Source organism: Mycobacterium sp. (assembly GCF_040509115.1).
GTDB lineage: Bacteria > Actinomycetota > Actinomycetes > Mycobacteriales > Mycobacteriaceae > Mycobacterium.
Genome location: NZ_JBEVLO010000318.1, coordinates 1 through 20,065, shown reverse-complemented (window position 1 = coordinate 20,065; position 20,065 = coordinate 1). Strand labels below are relative to the sequence as shown.

At 68.7% G+C, this 20,065-nt stretch carries 16 protein-coding genes and 1 pseudogene; 12 read left to right on the top strand and 5 right to left on the bottom strand.

The window, feature by feature from the left end:
• Both ABW137_RS22475 and eccCa read right to left on the bottom strand, forming a co-directional pair.
• On the bottom strand, positions 1 to 508 hold a 508-nt coding region (locus ABW137_RS22475), incomplete at its 3' end, for an EsaB/YukD family protein (protein WP_526403658.1).
• Positions 505 to 4,533 carry a type VII secretion protein EccCa gene (eccCa, locus tag ABW137_RS22470; RefSeq protein ID WP_526403657.1) on the bottom strand — a complete coding sequence of 1,343 codons (4,029 nt, stop codon included), beginning with the start codon at positions 4,531 to 4,533 and terminating at the stop codon, positions 505 to 507. The genes eccCa and ABW137_RS22475, both read right to left, overlap by 4 nt.
• A gap of 166 nt (positions 4,534 to 4,699) precedes the next feature.
• Here eccCa and eccD point away from each other — a divergent pair, with 166 nt between their 5' ends.
• On the top strand, positions 4,700 to 6,181 hold the full coding sequence (gene eccD / locus ABW137_RS22465) for a type VII secretion integral membrane protein EccD (protein WP_526403656.1): 1,482 nt from the start codon (positions 4,700 to 4,702) through the stop codon (positions 6,179 to 6,181).
• A 27-nt stretch (positions 6,182 to 6,208) separates the two neighbouring features.
• Here eccD and eccB read toward each other — a convergent pair whose 3' ends face one another.
• Positions 6,209 to 7,753, bottom strand: a complete 1,545-nt coding sequence (gene eccB, locus ABW137_RS22460) for a type VII secretion protein EccB (protein WP_526403655.1) — start codon at positions 7,751 to 7,753, stop codon at positions 6,209 to 6,211.
• 211 nt (positions 7,754 to 7,964) lie between these two features.
• Between eccB and eccE the strand changes: the two genes are divergently transcribed.
• Positions 7,965 to 9,800, top strand: coding sequence for a type VII secretion protein EccE (gene eccE / locus ABW137_RS22455; RefSeq protein ID WP_526403654.1), 1,836 nt, complete (start codon positions 7,965 to 7,967; stop codon positions 9,798 to 9,800).
• On the top strand, positions 9,797 to 10,636 hold the full coding sequence (locus tag ABW137_RS22450; protein ID WP_526403653.1) for a DUF5336 domain-containing protein: 840 nt from the start codon (positions 9,797 to 9,799) through the stop codon (positions 10,634 to 10,636). Before eccE ends, ABW137_RS22450 begins: the two co-directional genes overlap by 4 nt.
• Positions 10,637 to 10,685: 49 nt before the next feature.
• Here ABW137_RS22450 and ABW137_RS22445 read toward each other — a convergent pair whose 3' ends face one another.
• Both ABW137_RS22445 and eccA read right to left on the bottom strand, forming a co-directional pair.
• Positions 10,686 to 11,744, bottom strand: a complete 1,059-nt coding sequence (locus ABW137_RS22445; RefSeq protein WP_526403652.1) for a MinD/ParA family ATP-binding protein — start codon at positions 11,742 to 11,744, stop codon at positions 10,686 to 10,688.
• Between the two features lie 40 nt (positions 11,745 to 11,784).
• Positions 11,785 to 13,596, bottom strand: a complete 1,812-nt coding sequence (gene eccA, locus ABW137_RS22440) for a type VII secretion AAA-ATPase EccA (RefSeq protein ID WP_526403651.1) — start codon at positions 13,594 to 13,596, stop codon at positions 11,785 to 11,787.
• A 220-nt stretch (positions 13,597 to 13,816) separates the two neighbouring features.
• Here eccA and ABW137_RS22435 point away from each other — a divergent pair, with 220 nt between their 5' ends.
• The 9 genes and pseudogenes from ABW137_RS22435 to ABW137_RS22395 all read left to right on the top strand — a co-directional run.
• A complete protein-coding gene (locus ABW137_RS22435; RefSeq protein ID WP_526403650.1) occupies positions 13,817 to 14,095 on the top strand; it encodes a hypothetical protein in 279 nt (92 codons plus the stop codon).
• A 13-nt stretch (positions 14,096 to 14,108) separates the two neighbouring features.
• Entirely contained in the window at positions 14,109 to 15,497 is a 1,389-nt protein-coding gene (locus ABW137_RS22430; RefSeq protein ID WP_526403649.1) for a WXG100 family type VII secretion target, read from the top strand.
• A 10-nt stretch (positions 15,498 to 15,507) separates the two neighbouring features.
• On the top strand, positions 15,508 to 15,804 hold the full coding sequence (locus ABW137_RS22425) for a PE domain-containing protein (protein ID WP_526403648.1): 297 nt from the start codon (positions 15,508 to 15,510) through the stop codon (positions 15,802 to 15,804).
• A gap of 66 nt (positions 15,805 to 15,870) precedes the next feature.
• Entirely contained in the window at positions 15,871 to 16,977 is a 1,107-nt protein-coding gene (locus ABW137_RS22420) for a PPE domain-containing protein (protein WP_526403647.1), read from the top strand.
• Positions 16,974 to 17,786 (top strand): ESX secretion-associated protein EspG, encoded by an 813-nt coding sequence (locus tag ABW137_RS22415; protein ID WP_526403646.1) that lies wholly within the window; start codon positions 16,974 to 16,976, stop codon positions 17,784 to 17,786. Before ABW137_RS22420 ends, ABW137_RS22415 begins: the two co-directional genes overlap by 4 nt.
• Before the next feature lie 71 nt (positions 17,787 to 17,857).
• Positions 17,858 to 18,127, top strand: a complete 270-nt coding sequence (locus ABW137_RS22410; protein WP_526403645.1) for a WXG100 family type VII secretion target — start codon at positions 17,858 to 17,860, stop codon at positions 18,125 to 18,127.
• An 18-nt stretch (positions 18,128 to 18,145) separates the two neighbouring features.
• Positions 18,146 to 18,433, top strand: a complete 288-nt coding sequence (locus tag ABW137_RS22405; protein WP_526403644.1) for a hypothetical protein — start codon at positions 18,146 to 18,148, stop codon at positions 18,431 to 18,433.
• A gap of 88 nt (positions 18,434 to 18,521) precedes the next feature.
• The gene (locus ABW137_RS22400; RefSeq protein WP_526403643.1) at positions 18,522 to 18,851 is read left to right on the top strand and encodes a hypothetical protein; all 330 of its coding nucleotides are present in this window, start codon (positions 18,522 to 18,524) and stop codon (positions 18,849 to 18,851) included.
• A gap of 181 nt (positions 18,852 to 19,032) precedes the next feature.
• Positions 19,033 to 20,065, top strand: a pseudogene (locus ABW137_RS22395) (hypothetical protein); the annotation flags it as partial.

Genomic DNA, 20,065 nt, shown 5'->3' with positions numbered 1-20,065 from the left:
GCAGCGCGGCTCGCCGCGGGCTCGACGCATCGACCAGTACGAGGTAGACCCAGGCGGCCGCGGCGAGGCCAATTCCCAGGTAGGCGATGCGGCGGGCGGCCGCCGGATCCCAACCGGGATGCCCCGACTGGTTCAGGTGAGCCGCGGCGTCGACCACATCGTCGTACAGGGTGGGGGCGGCGAAGGTGTGTCGGCCCCGCAGATACAGGACGTCGTCCTGAGCCACCCCGGCATCGCGCAGGGTCCCGTCGGTTTCCAGAGATGCTCCGGACTCGGCTCCGACCAGTGCCCACACCACGTCCTTGGGGCGGTCCTCGGCCCCGGTGGCGTCGTCGAAGAGGGGAACGACCTCGGGCACGAGCAACGCGATGGGGACGTCCAGGGGAAGGAACAGGTCGATCTGCCGGTGCTGCCCGATGACCGCAACCCGTACGAGGTCGGGCACCGGTGAGACCGTCTGGGGACCCGTCGACCCGAGATTGTCTGGCAACACCTCTGTTTCGGTCACAGGTCGGGCATCCGCGACAGTTGAATGACGTCGGAGTTCACCGATCGCGACATCAGCATGCCCCGCCCGGGTGGCATGGGTTGGGGTCGGTAGCCGAACAGTGCGCCCTCGTCCTTGGTCCCGCTCATCACCAGGCCGTGGCACGACAAGTCCTTCAGACGCCCGAGGATGGGGTCCATGATCGCGCGCCCGGCGCCACCGATGCGGCGGGCGATGATCACCCGCAGGCCGACGTCGCGAGCCTGAGGCAGGTACTCGACCAGCGGACCCAGCGGATGGTTCATCGACCCACCGGGGATCAGGTCGTAGTCGTCGATCAGGACGTACACGTCGGGGCCCTGCCACCATGACCTGTCCCGCAGCTGCTGCTGGGTGACGTCGCTGGGTGGTAGCCGCTCCTTGAGCGTCGCCGCGAGCTCTGTCATGGCGTCGCCACAGGATTGCGCGGCGGTCGCGTATGCGCTCAGGTAGGCGCCCTCCACCGCACCGAGGAGCGTGCGCCGGAAGTCGACGACGACGATCCTGCACTCGTCCGGCGTCGAACCCGCCGTCAAGCCCGCCGCGATGTTGCGCAGCAGCCCGGTCTTACCGCACTCGGAATCCCCGAACACGACGAGGTGGGGCTGAATGTCGAAATCCAGGACGACGGGCGCGAGCTCCGATTCGCTGACGCCGATCGCCACCTTGCTCCTGCCCAAGGCGCCGGCGTCGCGCGCGGTCGAGGTGACCACGTCGGGGTCGACGTCGTGCGGGAGCATGCGCACCCGGGGGGCCTCCCGGTCGCCGTAGAGCGTCCGTACCGACGCACACGCCGCGGCCACTCCGGCGGGGAGGTCCTCGACGTCCGACGAGGAGTCCAGCCTTGGCAGGCCGATCAGGATGTGCAGCCGCTCCGCGCTCATCCCGCGTCCGGGCCGCCCGACGGGAACCAACTCGGCGAACTTGCGGCCGACGTCGCTGTCCATCGGATCGCCCATGCGCAGCTCCACGCGGGTGCCCATCATGTCCTTCACGGCCGGCCGAATCTCCATCCAGCGACTCGCCGTGATCGCGAGGTGGACGCCGTAGGACAGCCCCTGGATGGCGAGTGCCTGCAGAGCCGGTTCGAGCAGATCGAAGTCGCTCTTGATGGTGGCCCACCCGTCGACGACCAGCACCACGTCGCCAAAGTGGTCGGCGCTCAAGGGATCTCGGGCAGCCTCCGCCGGGTGCATCGCCGCCAGGGTGGCCTTGCGCTGCCGGAAGTCGCGCATCGATTCGATTCCCAGTTCGCGGAACCGCTCCTCGCGTGCCCGCAGGATCCCGGTCACCTCGGCGACGGTGCGACGGATGCGGTCCGAGTCCATCCGGCCCGCCACGCTGCCGACGTGCGGCAGGTTGGTCAGGCTGCCCAGCGTGCCGCCGCCGAAGTCCAGGCAGTAGAACTGGATCTGCTCAGGGGTGTGGGTTGCGGCGGCGGCCATGATGAGGCTGCGCAATGCCGTGGACTTGCCCGACTGGGGGCCGCCCACGATGGCCACGTTTCCCTTCGCCCCGGCCAGGTCGAGGACCATGACGTCCCGACGCTGGTCATAGGGCCTGTCCACGACGCCGACAGGAATTAGCAAGCGCCCGTTGACGTTTCGTGGATCGCTCCAGTCGGAGTCGGGGAGTAGGCCGTTCACGGCGGGGCTGGCCTCCAGCGGCGGCAGCCACACCTCGTGGGCGGGCCTGCCGTGCCCGTGCAGCCGGCCGACCACGACGTCGAGCAGCGTCGTCCGCGTCGAGGACGCCGTCGACGACTCTTCCTCGGGTTCCTCCAGCCCGGTCTCCGGTGCCACGACGGGATCGGGATCCCGTTCCACCGGCGTCGCGGTGAACAGCTTGGGCGCCCGGTTGCCAAGCGTCGACGGCCGGCCGTTCGTCGACGAGAGGCGGGGCTTGGAGTAGGCGCCGGAGACGTAGGAGGCATTGAACCGCATGGGCTCGTTGGCGTCGCACTTCAGAAAGCCCGAGCCGGGGACGCTTGGCAGGTGGTAGGCGTCCGGAACGCCAAGCACACTGCGGGATTCGCCGGCCGAGAACGTCTTGAGGCCGATCCGGTAGGACAGGTGCGAGTCCAGCCCGCGCAGCTTGCCCTCCTCCAGCCGCTGCGAGGCGAGCAGCAGGTGGATGTGCAGGCTTCGCCCGAGCCGCCCGATCATCACGAACAGCTCGGCGAAGTCCGGCTTCTGAGAAAGCAACTCGGAGAATTCGTCCACGACGATGAACAACGCGGGCAGTGGCTCCAGCGCCGCGCCTGCGGCCCGCGCACGGTTGTAGTCGCCGACGTTGGCGAAGTTGCCCGCCGACCGCAGCAGTTCCTGGCGACGGTTCATCTCACCGGCCAGCGCGTCACGCATGCGGTCGACCATCGTCAGCTCGTCTTCGAGGTTGGTGATGATGGCCGCGATGTGCGGGAGGCCGTCCAGACCCAGGAAGGTCGCGCCGCCCTTGAAGTCCACCAGGATGAGGTTGAGCGCCTCCGGGGAGTGCGACGTGACCATGGCCAGGACCAAGGTCCGCAGGAACTCCGACTTGCCAGAACCCGTCGCGCCGATGCACAGGCCATGCGGTCCCATCCCACCCTCGGCGGACTCCTTGATGTCCAGTTCGAGGGGCTGACCCGACGGGGTGATGCCCACCGGAACCCGCAGCCGTTTGCGCGGCGAGGAGGGCCGCCAGACTTCCTCCGGGATGATCTCGGCGGCGTCGGGGATCTTCAGCAACGCCATCAGACCGGGGTCGGTGGCCCGGGCGTTGGCCTCGAGATTGACGATGTGCGCCGCGCCGCCCGGTCGGAACCGGCTGAACGTGCGTGCCGTCGCCTCGGCCTCGGCCAGGCTGAGATCGTCGGCCTTGGCGAAGTGTTCGACGCCTGCGGCCGTCCGCGCTCCGACGTCGTCGCCGTCGACGACGAGCTGCAGGCCGCGGCGTGACCCGGACCCCTCGCGGGGACCATTGAGGTCGAGCACGGTGACGCTGTCCAAACCGGCGTCGGTGATCAACCGCTCGTCGCCCGTGACGTACCCGTCATCGATCACGACCACCAAATGCCGCTTGCCGTCGGCGAGTTGGGAGTTGCGGTTGAAGCGACCGCGGTCGGCGAGGTCGGACTCCAGTGCGCTCTCGAGCAGTTCGAGCGTCGGGTAGAGCAGCCGCATCGTGCCGCAACCGTCACGCAGCGTCTCGTGCTGGGCCTGCGCCAGCCACTTCACCCACTTCCAGTTCGCATTGTCGGGATTCGACGTGACCACGGCGACCTGCAGGTGGTCGGGACCGTGAAACGTGCACAGCTCCAAGACCATCGCCCGCACCAGCTGCCGGATCTGCGCGCGGTCGCCGTCGAAGCTGATCGTCGGGAACGCCCGCAGCGACACCGCCGTCGGCAGGGCGTGGACCACCGAGTGCGTGGCGACGAAGCGTCGCAGCGCCACGGTGGACACCGGTTCCAGGTCTTCGGGCGGCCCGGTCTCCGGGGCCAGCAGACGGGTGGCCAGACGATGGGTGCCCAGTCCGACGCGCACGTGGCAGAAGTCGTTGTCGGTGGGGCGGCGCTCCCACATGCGGCGCGTGCCTGCCAGATCGACGAGCGTCCGCGGGTCGGGGTGGCTCCATTGCAGAGCCGCCCGCTGCCCGGCGCCCGTCTGCTCGGCGTCGTCGCGCAACCCGGCCAGATAGCTGAAGAAGTCCTTGCGCTCCTCGTTGAGCTCGGCGGCAGCCTTGCCCGCCTTGCCGCCGCCCATGAACATGCCTGCCATCGACATGATCATCATCATGGGGAACAGCAGGAACATGGGGTTGCGGGTGATGTTGCGGCCGCCCACGGTGACCACCAGCGCGATCATCCCGATCACGGCGACGAGCATGATGATCGGCATCAACTTCATGAAGAGGTTTCCGGGGATGACCCGCGGTACCTCGGGGGGCGACTGCAGACTCACCTCCCCGCCCGGCATGCGCGGCGGTGATAGCCGCAATCGACGGACGAAGCCCTGCCTGGTCATCGCACCTCCTCCAATCTGGACCTTCGATCTGGACGTTCGATCTGGACGCGCGTCGTGGACGGCCAATCCGCGCCAAGGCCCGTCATGGAGAACGAAATAAACGTCGGGCACGTTCGACCTGACGAGGGATGCCGTCAACCGCGAACTGCATGGAGGTCGCCGAACCATGACCCTGCCGCCCACGTTGTCCACACTCGACGGCGAGTCGGAAGAGGACCATCAGCTGAGCCGGGTGACCGTCGTCGTCGGCACCCACCTCATCGACGTCGGCCTGCCCACCACGGTGAGCGTCTCCGTGTTGGCGGGCGAGGTGGTCGACATGGCCAACCTCGGTGACGTCGGTGACGCTGAGGGGCATTGGACGTTCGCACGTCTCGGCGGGGCCGTCATCGACCCTCGCCGGACGCTGGCCGAGGCGGAGGTGTTCGACGGCGACGTCCTGCTGATCCGGCAGGCCGGTGACCCCTCCCCGTCGATTCTGGCCGACGAGCTGACGGGGTCCGGCGGCGAGCCCGAACGGCGTGCCGCCGCCAGCTCGCCGCTCCGGCTGCCCGCGACGGGCTGGTATGCGATCAGCGCGGTCCTCGCGCTTGCCGCGACACTGGTCCTGCCCACGCTCGCGGCGGCACCCAGGGTGTTCGACGTCCCCGTGGCGGCGCTCGTCCTCGTCCTCGTAGGCGCCGCAGGCGCGGTGTTCGCGTGCGTGGCGGCCCGGCAGGCCGGGGAGGATTCCGCGCGCGCGATGGGCCCGGTCGTGGCGGCGTTGACGCTGTTGTTCGGCGGTCTGCTCTACGTCCTGCCCGACACCCAGGGCATCGCCGCCCTGCCCGTGGCGCTGAGCGTGACGGCGCTGACCGCGCTGCTCCTCCTGCTGCTCACCGGCACCGGCCGCGCCCTGTTCAGCGGAATCATCGCGCTGGCGGCGTTCGGCATTCCGGCCTCATTGGCTCAGCTGACCACCGATCCGGCACCCCGCACGATCGGCGCGATCCTGGCCACTGTGGCGGTCGTCGTCGTGTACCTGGCGCCGAGCATCACCATCATGGCGTCGCGACTGCCGGTGCCTCGCGTCCCGACGGCAGGCGAGCCGCTCGACGACATCGAGATCCAGGGTGGGACCGCGGTCGACGGGGTGCACGCGCTACGCGCGATCAGCCGGATCGTTCCCACCGAGGAGGGGATGACCCGACGTGTCGGTCAGGCGTCGGACTACCTGACCGGAGTGGTGGCCGCGGCCGCGGTCGCCGCCGTCGTCGGGGCATACCTGGCCAATGACGTCGACGGCGGCTTCCACTGGCAGGGTGCGGCCTTCGGGATCGCCGTTGCGACGGTCCTGTGCCTGCGGGGGAGAAGCCACCACGACCTGGTTCAGGCGGCCACGCTGATCGGGGGCGGTTTGCTCACCGCGCTGCTGGTCGTCGGCAAGATCGCGGTCTTCCTGCCCGAATGGCGGGTCCACGTCGCCCTGGCGTTGATCGCCGTGACCACGATTGCGGCAGCCTGCGGCCTGGTGGCGCCCAAGGTCGAGTTCTCCCCGGTGATGCGACGCATGACCGAGCTCGGTGAATACCTCGCCGTCGGCGTGGTCGTGCCGCTGGCCTGCTGGATCGTCGGTGTCTACGCGTTCTTCCGGGGGCTGCGGTTGTGACGACCCCGTTGTGACGGACCCGCCGACCTAGGGGCGCGACACCGCGCCCGCAGGCGACACGTTCGAACCGCCGGCCGCGGTCCCGGCCGGTAGTCCCTCGGGATCGGCGGCCATCCCGTCGTGGGCAATCAGCGCCGCCTCCTGCGACAGCCGAGGTCCTGGCGGGAGCAGCGAGAGGATGGGCCAGGGTGCCGGCATGGCGTGTTCGGGGACGTCGCGGGACTCGCGAACCCCGGCCAGCCCGAGAATCGCCGCGGTGGCCTCATCCTTGACCGGATAGCGCAGGCCCAGGTCGCTGACGTAGAACAGGTCGCCGAGCGCCGGGCCCGACCCTGGATTCGCGGCCTGTACGTACGCACCGGTGCCCGGCTTGAGATACACCGCGTCCAGGCCGGGTCCGGCGCCGTCGGCGCTGGCCAGCTGCACCGGCTGGGCGTCCCTGGGCAGCGGCAGCCGGTTGCCGAGCAGGACCCTGGTCGAGGCCGAGGCGTCGCCCACGCGGCGCTCCCAGGACATGCACACCACGGGGGCGGCTTCGGCGGTCGCCAGATTCAGCGCGGTCGCAGGGTAGTCGTCGACGCCCAGCACGTGCACGACCGGAAGCTGACCGAGCCGGGCCGGTGAGATGGCGGCCGGCTCGCGAGCGGCCGCGGACTCCGGATTGCCGTAGCGGATGATGTCGGCGGTCTCGGCGGAGACAGGTTGGAGACCCTCGGGCAGGACGACGTAGAGCTGATCGCCCCGCGAGTCCGTGGTGCGCGCCAGGGAACCCACCGGGAAGTCGGCGGGTAGGTAGGACGTGGCGGCACCGACCCCGTCGATCCGGATCGGCCGGATGGGCGCGACGAGGGGGAAGGCGTTCAGCAGCCCGACCGAGACCTCCCTTGGTTGTGCGCCGTCGAGGCGAAGGGCGGCGGTGAGCACGGGATCGGTCGGGTCGATCGCGGCGCGGACCCCGTCGTACAGCAGGTACGTACCGCCCCCGGACCGCACCAGCAGGGCCTGCTCGGTCGTCGCCGGCGACACGTCCGGGCCGAGCGCGGGGTCGCTGGCCAGGACTGTCGTCTCCAGGGAGGTCGCGCCGTGGGACGCCGTGACGGGCGGCGTCACCGTCGAATCACAGACCGTCCACGCCGAGGTGCTCATGTCCTCGCCTGCATGGATCGCGCTGGGGGCGCCGATGATCCCCACCGCGGGCCCGCGGGCCACGGTGTCCAGGAACTTGCGGTCCACCCGGCCCGGGGTTTCGTTCCTTCCGGCGGCCAACCGAGCCGAGGCCAAGTTGAGCGCGGGATGCAGCCGGTCGCCGATCCGGACGTAGAGGGCGCCATCGGTGTCGCTCAGCATGATGGTCGAGTTGCCGAAGTTGGGCACGGGCTTGAAGAAGGCGAGGACGCCCGCGGCGCCGGCAACGAGGACGGCAACGGCCACCCCGGTGAGCAGGGCCCGCATCTGGCCACGCATCGGGTCGTGGATCATCCGTGAATCGGCCCGGATCAGCGCGTGCTGTAGCCGTCGCAGGAGGAAGCGGTATCCATTCACCTGAGCTCGCGTGGTGACCTGTGCAGGCATGGGTGTCTTCCTCCGTTCGTGGTCTCCCGAAGGATTGCCGCGTCGGGAGCGTCCTACTAGTAGAGAAACTGAATCCGCGGTGAAAGCGTTCGCCCCGGCTGAACGTGGAGCACCCACCTGGACGGAGAACCCCCCGTTGAGCATGACGAGCACGCGTCGACGCAGGAGGCGGGCCCGACCGTCGGCCAGAACCTCGGCGCGACCGGCTTCCGTGACGTTCGCAGCGCGCAACGGTCGCGCTGGAGCTCCCGCGCCGCTCTTCGTCGAGCGCGTGGTGCCGCTGACGGATCTGCTCCTGGTGCAGGCGGTCGGGTGCGTGGGCATCGCGGTCGCGCTGCTGCTGCACGAACCCGGATGGTGGGGTGCGGCGTGCGGGTTCGCCGTCGGGCTAGTCCTCGTGGTGCCGCTCGGCGGGAAGTCGTTGCCGCGGTGGGGGATGGCCCGATTCGACTTCTGGCGGGACCGCAGGCGGCGCCACCGACCCCAGGGCGGTCGGCGCCGACGGGCGGAAGGCTGGGCTCCGTTCGACCACGAGCAGCCCGGGGGCGAGCAGATCGGCTTCTCCTGGGACGGCAGGGTTTTGACGTCGATGATCCGCGTAGAGGAGACCCCGCAGGCGCTCACCGTGCTGGAACCGGGGGTGGCGGTGTCGGGTGAGACGGTGCCCGTCGGGGTCCTCGTCGACTGTCTGCGGCAGTTCGACATCGCCCTGGAGTCAATCGACGTGATCAGTCAGGGTGCCCGTTCGGCTGGTGACGGCCACGTCGCCGCCGTGTACGACGCCGTCCTGGGGCCGCTGCCGGCGATCGCCCATCGTTCGGTGTGGGTCACCGTCAGGATCGATCCGGCCCGCTGCCCCGAAGCCATCCGGGCTCGCGGCGGCGATTGGGACGCGGCGATGCGGACCGCGGCCGTCGCGACGCGTCGCGTGACCAACAGGCTGCGCGATGCCGGTCTGCAGGCCAGCGTCACGACCGCCGCGGACATGGTTCACGCGGTCACCGAGCTCTGCAGTGGGCTCACCCTCGAGTCGTTGGATGAGACCTGGGCGGCCTGTCACAGCGGTCGTTTCCGACTGCGCAGCTACGGGATCGCGCCCGCGGCGTGCACGTCCGAGGGCCTCGGCTCGCTGTGGACGCTGCCCAGCCGCTCGACAACGGTGACGCTGTCGTTTCGCCGCGCCGAGCACCGCGACGCGGTCGAGCTCCGCGGCATCGTGCGCCTGGATTCCTTCGGCCGCGGCCAGCCGGTTCACCCCGGATTGCGCCGGCTCTCGGGACGTCAGTTCGATGCGCTCGTCTGTGCCCTGCCCATGCCGTCGCCGAGACGGCCTGTCGGAGAGTGGATGACGGTACGCAATGGCGACGAGGGTGCGCAGGCGCTGGCTGGTCTCGAGCTGCCTGCCTCGGGATGCGGTCAGGTCGTCGGCGCCGACGAACGCGGACGCGCGGTGGCCCTGTCCCTGTTCGGGCCGCGCGTGACACGGGTCGAGGTGCACGGCACGCTGCACCTCGCGCAGCAGGTGGTGTTGCGGTCCCTCGCGCTGGGCGCGCGCGTTCGCGTGCATACCCGGCGCACCGGCGCTTGGCGCGCGATGGTCGAGGAGGTAGGTGACGCGAGCCAGCTCCAGGCGACCGGTACGGACCGCGGCGCCATCGAGGCCGGTTCGCGTCGGGACTACTCGGTGGAGATGTACGACGGCGAACCCGAGCAGCCGGTGCGGATGGGGGTGACGGCGATCGTGGTCAGTCCCACCCACAGCCCGCCGTCGACGGCGGCAGACGTTCGCTTGCAGCTGCTCGACCAGGACCGTGACGAGGTGCTGGTGACGACCCGGACGAGTTCCGCGACGGTGACGATGGTGGCGAGCGACGACGAGATGCGTTACATCGGATCGTCGTTCGACATGGAGGACCCGGAGGGCCGGGAGGACCCGGAGGACCCGGAGGGCACGGAGGACCCGGAGGACCGGGTGGACGAACGTGGATGGACCGACGAGCACGACCAGCCCGCCTGGGGCTGGCCGAGCAGGCAGGAGCAGCGATGAGCCAGGAAGCTGACGGGTACGGCCAGGACGGTTACGAGCGTGGCCGCCGAGACGCCGGCTCGTTCAACGAAGCCGCATTCGACGAGACCGATGGTTGGCCCCCCTCGGAGGGTCCGGCTCGACGCGCGAATCCACGTGTCGGACAAGCGCTCTGGGCGGCGGCCGGAGCCTTCGGTCTGGCCGCGTGGGGGGTGGGTCTGGCTGCGGTGGCCCCGCTCGGGCTCGCGATCCCCCTCAGCGTGCTCGCGGCTGCCGTCGCCATCGTCGGCCTGCTGCCAGGGCAGGGAGCACGGGGGTGGCTCGTGGTGGCCGTGGCGGCCACCGCGTTCGCCGATGCGGTGACCACCACGGTCACGACAGGAGGGGCGACCTGGGTCCTGGTCGTCGTCGACGTCCTGGTGGCGTTGCAGGTGGTGGTGGCAGTGTCGGCCTTGCTGCTGGAGCCCCGGGAATCGGTGGCGACGCCGTCCGCGCCCGAGAACGACTACGCGGCGTACGCCCAATACGTGCAGGCCTATCGGGACTATGCCGAACAGTACGGCTCCTACTGGCCCGAGCAATACTCCGGCGCGGGCGAGGCGGATGCCGTCGGCCACGGCCAGGCCACCGCCGCGGGCACGGTCCACGGTGATGAGGATGGGTGGGCCGACATGGAGGCCAGGTACGCACAGTACGTGACGTCGGTGGCCCCGGCATCGACGGAGCGCGGCGGCAAGCAGGCCGGTGGAGCCGACGCCGATGACCCTGGCCTGCCCGGCGTCAACCAGGCGAACCGGCCCGACCATCGGGACGGACAGACGCCCGGTTCCGCCGCGACGTCATCCGGCGCGTACTAATTACGCGCAGAACGGCTTTGGTGGGCGCAGGACGAACGACGGAACGAGGTCAGACAGCGCGGCGCACCCGACGGAGGATGTCGTCGGTGTGGCGCCCGTGGTGGAACGCCGACGGCATGGCCGAGGCGAGGGCCGTGTAGGCGGATCGGGTCTTGCGGTTTAGCCGATCGAGTCGGATCTCGCCCCCCTCGGCCAGGTGATCGTCATAGGGGATGACGAAGACGTTCTCGACCCGGCCGTGGAAGTACCTGGTCAGTTGCGAGACGTCGACGGACGTGTCCCCGGCCCAGGGCGTGTTGACGACGACGCTGGTGTGGGCCGCAAGGTAGCCGAACCCGTGGTGTTCGAGCCAATCAAGGGTGGCCAGCGCGCTGCGGGCCGAGTCGATCGCTGGGGAGGCAACCACCACCAGCGCGCTTGCGGCGTTCAGTACGCCCTGGATCGCCGAGTGGGTCAAACCCGTTCCGCAGTCGGTCAATACGACGTTGTAGTAGCGGTCGAGAACCCCGTGGACGTTGAGGTAATCGGTTTCGGAGAACGCCTCCGACACGGCGGGATCGCGGGCCGAACCCAGAAACTCCAGCCGGCTCGCGCTTTGCGACGTGTGCCGGCGGACGTCGGAGTAGCGAGCAATTCCGTCGTCGGCCAACAGGTCTCGGACCGTCGACCGAACCTGGTCGGGTCCGCGTTGGGCAAGGGTGCCGAGGTCGGGATTGGCATCGACGGCGATCACCCGGTCGCCGCGCATGGTGGCGATCGTCGAACCGAGGCCGACGGTGGTCGTCGTCTTCCCCACCCCGCCCTTCATGGAAAGCACGGCGATGCTGCAAATCCCGTGGTGCAGGCGTGCGGGGCGGACCGGCCCCACGCTATCGTCGCGGGCGACCCCGGGGTTCACGGCTCCGCCCGTGACGCGGGTCAGTGCCTTGCGCCAACCACTGCGTTGAGGGGCCCGCGCCGAACGCGTCAGTCCCAGTTCGCGGGCCGAAGGGGCATCTCTCGGCGATGGGGCGGGCGAGCCGAGGTTTCCGGCGGTGAAGCTGGTGTTGAACCGGGACACCGACTCCTCGGCACCCTCCGATCCGTCGATCTCGTCGTGGTCGGTCACCGAAGTCTCCTCTTTCGTGCTGTCGAACGGGCTCGCATCGCTATTGCAGGTTGAGCGTCTGCATGATGTTGCTCAGGGCGCCCTTCAGGTCACTGGACTCGATGCGGACCAGCGCGGTCTCGTCGATTTCGTCGAGCCCCGCGCCGTAGCTCTCGGTCAGCCGGAACGCACGTTCCTCCTCCGCTGCCTCGATCACGTTGCGGACGAACCGGCCGTTGCCTGCGAGGTCGATGTTCTGCCTCATCTTGCCGTCCGCGTCCGCGGATTGTCCCGAGCAGAGTTCGGCGCACACCGTGACCAATTCGTCGTAGGCCTCCGATGTCAGCTCGGAATCGCGTGAACTGGCGATCAGACGCCCAATGTCGCCCAATTCACTTGGCGTGTAGGACGGGAAGCGGATTCGCTTGGTGAACCGGGACGACAGCCCCTCGTTGGCACCCAGGAAGCGGTCGATCTCGGAGTCGTAGCCGGCGATGATGACGACCAGTCGGTCGCGGTCGTTCTCCATGCGGGCCAGCAGGGTGTCGACCGCTTCCTTGCCGAACGCGTCGCCGCCGGACAGGCCGGTCTGAATCAAGGTGTATGCCTCGTCGATGAAGAGCACCCCACCCATCGCGGAGTCGATCAGCTCGGTCGTCTTGATCGCCGTGCTGCCGAGGTGCTGGCCGACGAAGTCCTGGCGTTTGGCCTCGACGACCTTGAGCGTCTCCAGAAGACCCAGGCCACAATAGGTTTGGGCGACAACCCGCGCGATGGTCGTCTTACCGGTACCGGGCGGGCCGGTGAAGGCCAGGTGCAGGCTGCTCGACGCCGTGCTGAGTCCCTTGTCCCGGCGCAACTTCGCCAGCGTGACACCTGACCGCAGCTTGGCCACCTGCAGTTTCACGTCGGTGAGCCCGACCTGACGGTCGAGCTCCTCCTGCGCGGCGCGCAGGTGCTGGTTGCTGCGTTCGGCGTGTTCTTCGGCGTCGACGTCCGCATGCGTCGGCGCGCTTGCGGGATCCCACTTGTCCCGGCGCGAGTCGATGGCTTCCTTGGTGGTGATCACCAGCCGAAACTTGGGGTCCTGGAGGGCCGCGTAGTTCGCGGCGAAACCGGGCTCCTCGCTGTAGATCCGCTCGAAGATCTGCCGTGCGTCGGGCTCGTTCCCCATCTCGCGAAGGGTGAGGCCCTTGCAAAACTCCGCAGCACGCCGCGCCGCCGGGATGGGGCCACCGATCGCCTGATCCAGCCGGCGGATGCCTTCGCCGAACAGGCCCATCTGGGCGCAGGCCGAACCCACCATGAGGTGGCACCCGGCCGCGATGTATTCGTCGGCGTAGGACGCCGAGTCGGCGAGCGCGGTCAGCACGTCCGGCCAGCGCTGGGTGGTGAAGTGCAGGACGCCGCGAACGTACGCCTGGATCTGTTCGGTCGACGGGTCCGCGGCCGAGCCGCCGCTTGCCGCGAGTTCGTCGAGGATCTGTTCAGCAGCTCCGTAGTCCCTACCCTGAATCAGGCTGGCCGCGTACGCGACTCGGATCTCGGCCAGGGAGCTGAGCGGGTAGTCGAGGTACAGCCCGGTTTCGAAGCGACCCAGCAGGGAGCGCGGGGCCAGACCCAGCCGACGCTGCTCGCGTCCGAGGTTCTGCGCGGTGACGCTCAGGTGGTGAAGCACCTCGGCGGTGTTCTCGCCCGCGGCTGCCCGGCCAAGCCACGCGTCGCACATGCCGGGGTCGTACTCAGTGGCCCGCCGAAACGCCGACGCCGCGTACTGCGGGTCACGTTCGATCTCGAGCCCGTCGATCGGAATGCCCAGGGACAGTACCCCGGCGTCAAAGACCTGCTGGGCAGCACGGCTGTCACCACTCATGGGAGTCCACATCTCCTTACGTGCCGGTCCACCACGTCGCGGTGTCGCCGTCACGATGTCAAACGCGGGAATCGTCGTGAACGTTCATTGCGGGTGCGATGGCGGCTCTGATCGCGGATTCGGCGTCCCGAGCGAATGGATCCGAGCCACCGTCCGTTCCTAATTCCGTAGAACATTCCCGACGTTGCTCGTTCGCTGGGCATTCCCGAGAGGAAGTCAGATGGCGTTTTCGGTCGTTCCCCCAGGGTTAGAGGCGTTTTCGGCCGCCAATGCGGCCGCCGCGCAGGCGGTGGCCGCGGCAGGCTCGGCAGACAACGCCGCAAATCTGGCATCTGCCACGGCAGCACTGGGGCCGGTCGGTGCCAATTACCTTGCGGCGTACGGACCGGCGCAGGCGAACAACTTTGCCGCAACCATGGCGGTCGCCGAGCTGCACGGCGCGATCGCGGCGGCGACGGAGGCTGCGAAGGCCTCGTTCGTCGCCACCGACAACGGGTGACGGAGCGACCCCGATGGCATCGACGACGCACCAGTACTCACCACGGGTCGACGCCGAGTCGGTTCGTCCTGCCCCGGCGGCGGCCAGCTCGGAGCCATCCGGGGGCCTCGACGCAGCGCACGCCAATCTGGACGGCTACTTGAACGAACCGGTGCGCGACATCCTGTCGCGGCTGGGTCTCGCGCCGAACGGAGCGCCTGCCAACCCTGCGGCAGCGGCCAACCCAGCGACAGCGGCCAACCCTGCGACAGCGGCCAACCCGGCACAGTCGCAGCAGCCGTCGCACTCCGGCGCAGACTCGCCGGGCGGCGGCGGCGGTGGGTTCGATCCGTCGCAGATGATCCAACCGGTCACCGACGCGCTCGGCAGCCTTGGCTCGGGTCAACTGGGCCAACCGGACCCGACGCAGTCGTTCGACGGGATCAACCAGGCGCTGGAGTCCGCGGGAAGCCAAGTACAGCAGGCGCTTTTGGGTCTGGGGGACGACTGGCAGGGCGAGGCAAGCACGGCGGCACAGGCCACCACCCAGTCCGCGTTGTCGGATGGAAGCAAGGTGGCCGACCAGGCGGCGGCGCTGCGCTCGAGCCTCGCCACGGCGACCGCTGCGGTGCAGGACGCACAGGCGCGACTCATCGAGATCATCAACTTGTTCTGGGCCAAGATCGCCGCCATCGGGCCGAGCATCATCTTCCCGTGGGGAATCGCTGCGGCGATTGCCGCAGCGACGGAGGCGGTCACCTCCGCAGGCGAGGTCATGGCGGAGACCCAGGGCACCCTGGCAGCGCAAGCTGCCGCGGTGACGACAGCCGGTGCGCCCGTGGACGTCACCGCCGTGCCTGCTCTCGGTGCGGGGGGCGTGCAGGGGTTGAGTCCGCTGATGCAGCTGGCCACCTCGGCCGTGTCACCGGTGGTGCAGGCGATCGGTTCTGCGTCGAGCGCTGCGTCGGGCGCGAACGCCCCGACCAGCGAGCCGGGCGCGCCGTCGGCCGCCGCGGCGAGAGGCGGCGACGGCAGTGGCGGCGCCAGCAGCAGTGGTGGCGGCGCATCCGGTGGCGCTGGCGCATTTCGCGGCGGACTGTCGGCTGCCGCCACGGCGCCGGCCACCCGCCCGCTTGGTGCCGCGCTACCCGCGGCAGCCGAGACCACCACTGCGGTGGAGGCGACGTCGGCCAAGGCCGGCGTCGCAGCGGCAGGCGCCGGGGCGCCGATGGGGGGAGGGGCGGGGGCCCCGATGGGCCACCAGGGCAAGGCCGGGATTGGCGGCGGACACAACGCCGCGGACTTCCTGCATACCTCGGACCAGGGCGGCGAGATCGTCGGTGATCTCGGCAGTGTCGCCCCACCGGTGATCGGTGAGAAGGACCCACTGGACAGTCCCGATGTTGGACTGCGAATCAGATAGGAGCGCAACGATGGTGGACAACGAGATTCTGCGGATGCGGCCGACGGAGGTCGCCGAGGCGTCGGCCCAACTGGACGCGCTGGCCGCCCGCGTGGAGCAGTTGATGCAGACCGAGAACCCCAATCTGACGGTCACGGCGGGCGCGCGTGACGAGGTCTCGCAGCGGGTTGCGAACACCCTCAACGGCGTTCACGACGTCTACGGCAAGTCCATGGAACAGGGCGTCACCGAGATGCGCGAGACGGCTGCCACTCTGCGTTCGCAGGCCGACGACGTCGCGAACCTCGACGACGGCTTCACCGTCTGACCGCCCACCAGCTGGTCCACCGCCGCACCCGTCACCAACCCGCAGCCGTAGAGAGGAGGTCAGGACATGGGATTCACCAACGTCGCGTGGGAATCGCGCAGCACCGAGCAGCTAGCCCGCGACCTGACCGAGGGGCCCGGCCCCACTCCCGCCGGTCAAGCCGGAGCCAGCTGGGTGCGGGTCGCCAACGAATTGGCCGCGGTGTCCGAGGACTACCAGAAGCTCGCCGACCAGGTGGCCGGCGCGTTCGAGAGCGGCTCGGCCGACGCGGTGGTCCGCCGGATCCAGGACTTCGGACAATGGCTGCGGGCAATGAGTCTCAGCGCGGCGGGCAACGGGCAGCGCGCCGAAGAGGCGGCCGTGGCCCACAGCGTCGCCATCCTGGCCATGCCGACCGTGTCGGAGGCCGTGGAGGCGCAGACGACCCGTGACGTGATGGCGTCCCTGGCGGCCTACAACGGAGCGATCCTCAACGGGCAGTTCGCCGAGTTCGACGAGGCGGCCGACGTCGACCAGGCCAACGCCGCCGCCGTGATGCAGCAGTACGAGGACTCGTGTTCTGGTTTGGCCGAGCCGTGGGATCAGCCGCCCCCTCCCGACGTCAGCAACGGATCGGCGCGGGCCGCGGAGCGCGAGGCGCAGGCGGCAGGCGAGGACTCAGGTCACGGTGGGGCCGGGGCAGGGGGCGGCGGTGCGGTAGCCGTGCCCCCCGCCCCGCTCGGGGCGTTCAGAGTGGCGCAGGTCAAGTCCAACGACGAGGCGAAGCGTCCGTCCGCAGGCACCGCGGTCAGCAGTACGTCGGCCGGAGCCGGATCGGGGATGGGCGGCATGGGCGGGTACGGCCCGATGGCGGCCGGAACGGGCCGCAGCGACAACGCCCGCGAGCACGAATCGGCGCTCGGCACCGACGCACTGGCGGGTGGCGGTGAGCCAGGGGCGGGGCTTGCGGACAGCGGCACGAACTGGCTGCCCGCGACGGCGAAGAGCGACGCCCCCCTGCTGGTGTCGAACGTGAGCTGGGGTCCGACGAGCTCGGCCTTCGACGGCTTGGCCGTCCCGTCCGAACCGGACGCGCCGTCGTACGCCGACCCGCCGGATTCCACCTTGGAACAGGTGTCGGATCACTGGGTCTCGCCCGCAGTCATCGGACGCGGAGGGGAGACGGACGCATGACCGGAGTGCTGAACCAGGAGTGGTCCTTCACGGCCGACGAGCTGGCTGCGCTGGCGTTGCGGACGTCCGGGCCCGGGTCGCCCGCGGTGCTGGGGTTGCGGCCACGTCATGCCACGTTGGACGTCCGGGATGCCGCCCTGAGCGAAGCCGTGAATGCCCTATCCCGCCGCGGCGTCATCATCGACGGATTGGTCGAGCCCGAGCTCGTCACGGTGCTTCATGCGTTGCAACGGCCGGACCGCGAGCTCGTCATGCGCTTGGTGACCCCGGCAGGGATTGGGCGCTCCAGCGTCGTCCGGCGCGGCCCGTTGTGTGTGATGGCCCGGCGCGTTGGCGAGCAGCTCGACGTCAGGGTGCTCGGTGTCAACATTGCGCTATCCGAGGTAGCCGCAGCGCTTCTCGGCGACATGCCATCCGCCCACCCGGCGGCGATCGATCCCGTCGGCGCACCACTGTCGGATATCACCGATGCCCTCTCCGAAAGTCACGACCCGCTCGTTCTGGCGGATCGGATCCGGGCGCTCGGCGTCCAGCAACGCGCCGCCGCGCTGCTGGGGGCGGCGCTGGGCTCGCGACAGGCGTTCGGCGAGATCGTGTATAGCGCCTTGGTCGACGGCGAGGACCGGATCGTGCGAGTGCCGGCGGCCGTCGCAGTCATGTACACCGCACGCGGCCGCGTGATCGCCGTCCCCAGTGTCTCGCCCTCCGGGCAGCTGTGGTCGACGCTCAAGCCGGGCTCTGACCAGGTATTCGGTCAGGCGATGAGCCAGCTCGCCCAACTCTCCACCGAGAGATGGGAGGGCGGGTAGCAACACCCCAGTGAGAAACACCGCTAAAGGCAAGAGATTTCGCTGATCACCAGGAAGGAAATGATCCTCACATGACAGTTTCACTCACCCCGGCCGAAGCCGAGGCGAAGATCCAGCAGATTCAAGAGGCTCGCGCGCAGGCCGTGCAGAAGCTGAACGAAATCAGCGACGCACAGGAGCAGATGCTGTCGGCGAACTGGCAGGGCAGCAGTGCCTCGACCTACCAGCAGACCTCGCAGGCTCAGCGCGAGGAGTTCGACGACATCATCAAGTCGCTCGATCACACGGTCGAGAAGGGCTCGGAGCACCTCCGAGCCGTCGCCAACATGGACAACGGCTAAGGACTAGGGAGAAAAGCCATGGCAGACAACATTCTTTACAACTTCGGTGCGAACGCCGGGTCGCTCACCGACATCAACGGGATGCTCAACAACATCCAGGAAGTGCGCCAGGACATCAACTCGATCTTCACGACGCTGATGAGTGTGTACGAGGGCGAGGGCGCCGCCGCACTCAGTGCCGCGCACCAGAAGATCGACGGGATGCTGGACGAAGCGGTGAACACGACCGTCAACACCCAGAAGCAGGCTCAGGATCAGCAGGACGCGATGCAATCACTCGACAGGGCAAACGCGGCGTCGTTCTGATCGGTCTTGCAGAGCCGGGGTCCCATCTGGACCGGCGGCCCCGGCTCTGCAATCCGTCGTCCACACTCGATCGAAGAGGGGAAAACCGTTGGCGAACAACTGGGTCGACAGCATGAACGGCCTCAAGGACAGTGCTGCGAAGGGGGATGCGGATCTCAAACTCACGACGGAGGTGCGGGATGCGTACATCAAGGCGGTGCACGACTTCCGTGATCTCCTCAACGACCAGCTCAAGAAGGTCAACGCGCTGCCCGCGTACGGCCCGCCGGGAGGTTTTCAGTCGGCGGCGCAGACCAAGAGCAACCTCGAACACGGGTGCAGCGAGTTGAAGCGGGTCATCAACGACTACACCAAGTACCTCGACGCATTCGCCGACACGGTCACAGAAGCCGGCAAGCGGCTGATCCAGTCGGGCTAGGCCAGCCAGGCCCCGGCGGCCGAGGCAGGAGTTGGCGCCGACCATTCCATCGAGACCCGTTTCCCGACGAGACCAACCAGGAGATGCCATGAGAAGCCGGAGCCCTCGAGCGCCTCACGTAGATAGATGAACAAGCGGTCAAACGTGAATCTTTCTCGCTATCTTTCGGATTGGAATCATCATGCCTGCAACTCACCCGCAGAACGGCCACAAGTGGCCTGGCACTGACAAGTATTACTGGGACCCAGGAAAGGCGCCGGGAGATCCCGGCTTCGTGGCCCCCGCGGGCTGGAAGCCCACGCCCGCCGACTACGCGAACGGCTACAAAGATCCGCCAGCGCCACCGGCACCTCCCCCGCCACCTCCGGCTTCAGGGTCATTCGACGAATACAAGCGCAACCACGTCGATGGCAAGATCAAGGACAACAATGGTGATCCGCGTCACGGCGGCGGCAACAACAAGCCGGACGCCACCCTCGGGGAGCTGGACGCGAACGGCGCCAAAGTCGAAGCCACCCCAGTGGTTTTGGAGAACTTCGACGGCATGGACTACGAGACCATCCACAGCCGCATGACCCCTGTCTCGGAGAACATCGCCCCCGGTTACAACGACACGCTGCGTGACGTCGCCCAGCAGATCGTCAAGGGCATGGGGGACCTGCGGGATCGATTCGACACCCTGGAGAGCGACGGCGGATGGAAGGGCAAGACGCACGACGCGGCGATGGCCAACATCCTCAAGTCCTACGACGTCCCCGATGAGTTCCGCAAGGGTGCGCTGTCGCTCGGCGTGTTGAGTGAGTACTACTCACAGACGATGTCGACCAACAAGCACAACATCCTCGATCAGTGGCAGACCTACCAGGACTGCCTGTCGAAGTTTCCGAGCGAAACCGATACCGTCAAGCAGTATTTCAATAATTTTGCGCGCGACGTGATGAAGAACTACTACGCCCCGGAGATCAGGGACATCGCGAGTCACCAACCGGCAATCGGCTCGGCTCAGACCCCTGATGTCGCGCCGCCCCCTGGGAACGGTGGCAACAACGGCGGTAACAACAACGGCGGCAACGACAATGGCGGTAGTGGGGGCGGCAACACCGGCGGCAACAACGGAGGCGGCAACGCAGGCGGCAATGGCGGTGGTGGCAACAACGGCGGCAATACCGGTGCCGGCAGCAACGGTTCGCCGCCGCCGTTCTCACCGCCAAACT

Coding starts and splice junctions, on each gene's coding strand:
- eccA (WP_526403651.1), bottom strand. CDS start 13,596: ATGAGTGGTGACAGCCGTGCTGCCCAGCAGGTCTTTGACGCCGGGGTA.
- ABW137_RS22430 (WP_526403649.1), top strand. CDS start 14,109: ATGGCATCGACGACGCACCAGTACTCACCACGGGTCGACGCCGAGTCG.
- eccD (WP_526403656.1), top strand. CDS start 4,700: ATGACCCTGCCGCCCACGTTGTCCACACTCGACGGCGAGTCGGAAGAG.
- ABW137_RS22420 (WP_526403647.1), top strand. CDS start 15,871: ATGGGATTCACCAACGTCGCGTGGGAATCGCGCAGCACCGAGCAGCTA.
- ABW137_RS22435 (WP_526403650.1), top strand. CDS start 13,817: ATGGCGTTTTCGGTCGTTCCCCCAGGGTTAGAGGCGTTTTCGGCCGCC.
- eccCa (WP_526403657.1), bottom strand. CDS start 4,533: ATGACCAGGCAGGGCTTCGTCCGTCGATTGCGGCTATCACCGCCGCGC.
- ABW137_RS22405 (WP_526403644.1), top strand. CDS start 18,146: ATGGCAGACAACATTCTTTACAACTTCGGTGCGAACGCCGGGTCGCTC.
- ABW137_RS22450 (WP_526403653.1), top strand. CDS start 9,797: ATGAGCCAGGAAGCTGACGGGTACGGCCAGGACGGTTACGAGCGTGGC.
- ABW137_RS22410 (WP_526403645.1), top strand. CDS start 17,858: ATGACAGTTTCACTCACCCCGGCCGAAGCCGAGGCGAAGATCCAGCAG.
- ABW137_RS22425 (WP_526403648.1), top strand. CDS start 15,508: ATGGTGGACAACGAGATTCTGCGGATGCGGCCGACGGAGGTCGCCGAG.
- ABW137_RS22415 (WP_526403646.1), top strand. CDS start 16,974: ATGACCGGAGTGCTGAACCAGGAGTGGTCCTTCACGGCCGACGAGCTG.
- eccB (WP_526403655.1), bottom strand. CDS start 7,753: ATGCCTGCACAGGTCACCACGCGAGCTCAGGTGAATGGATACCGCTTC.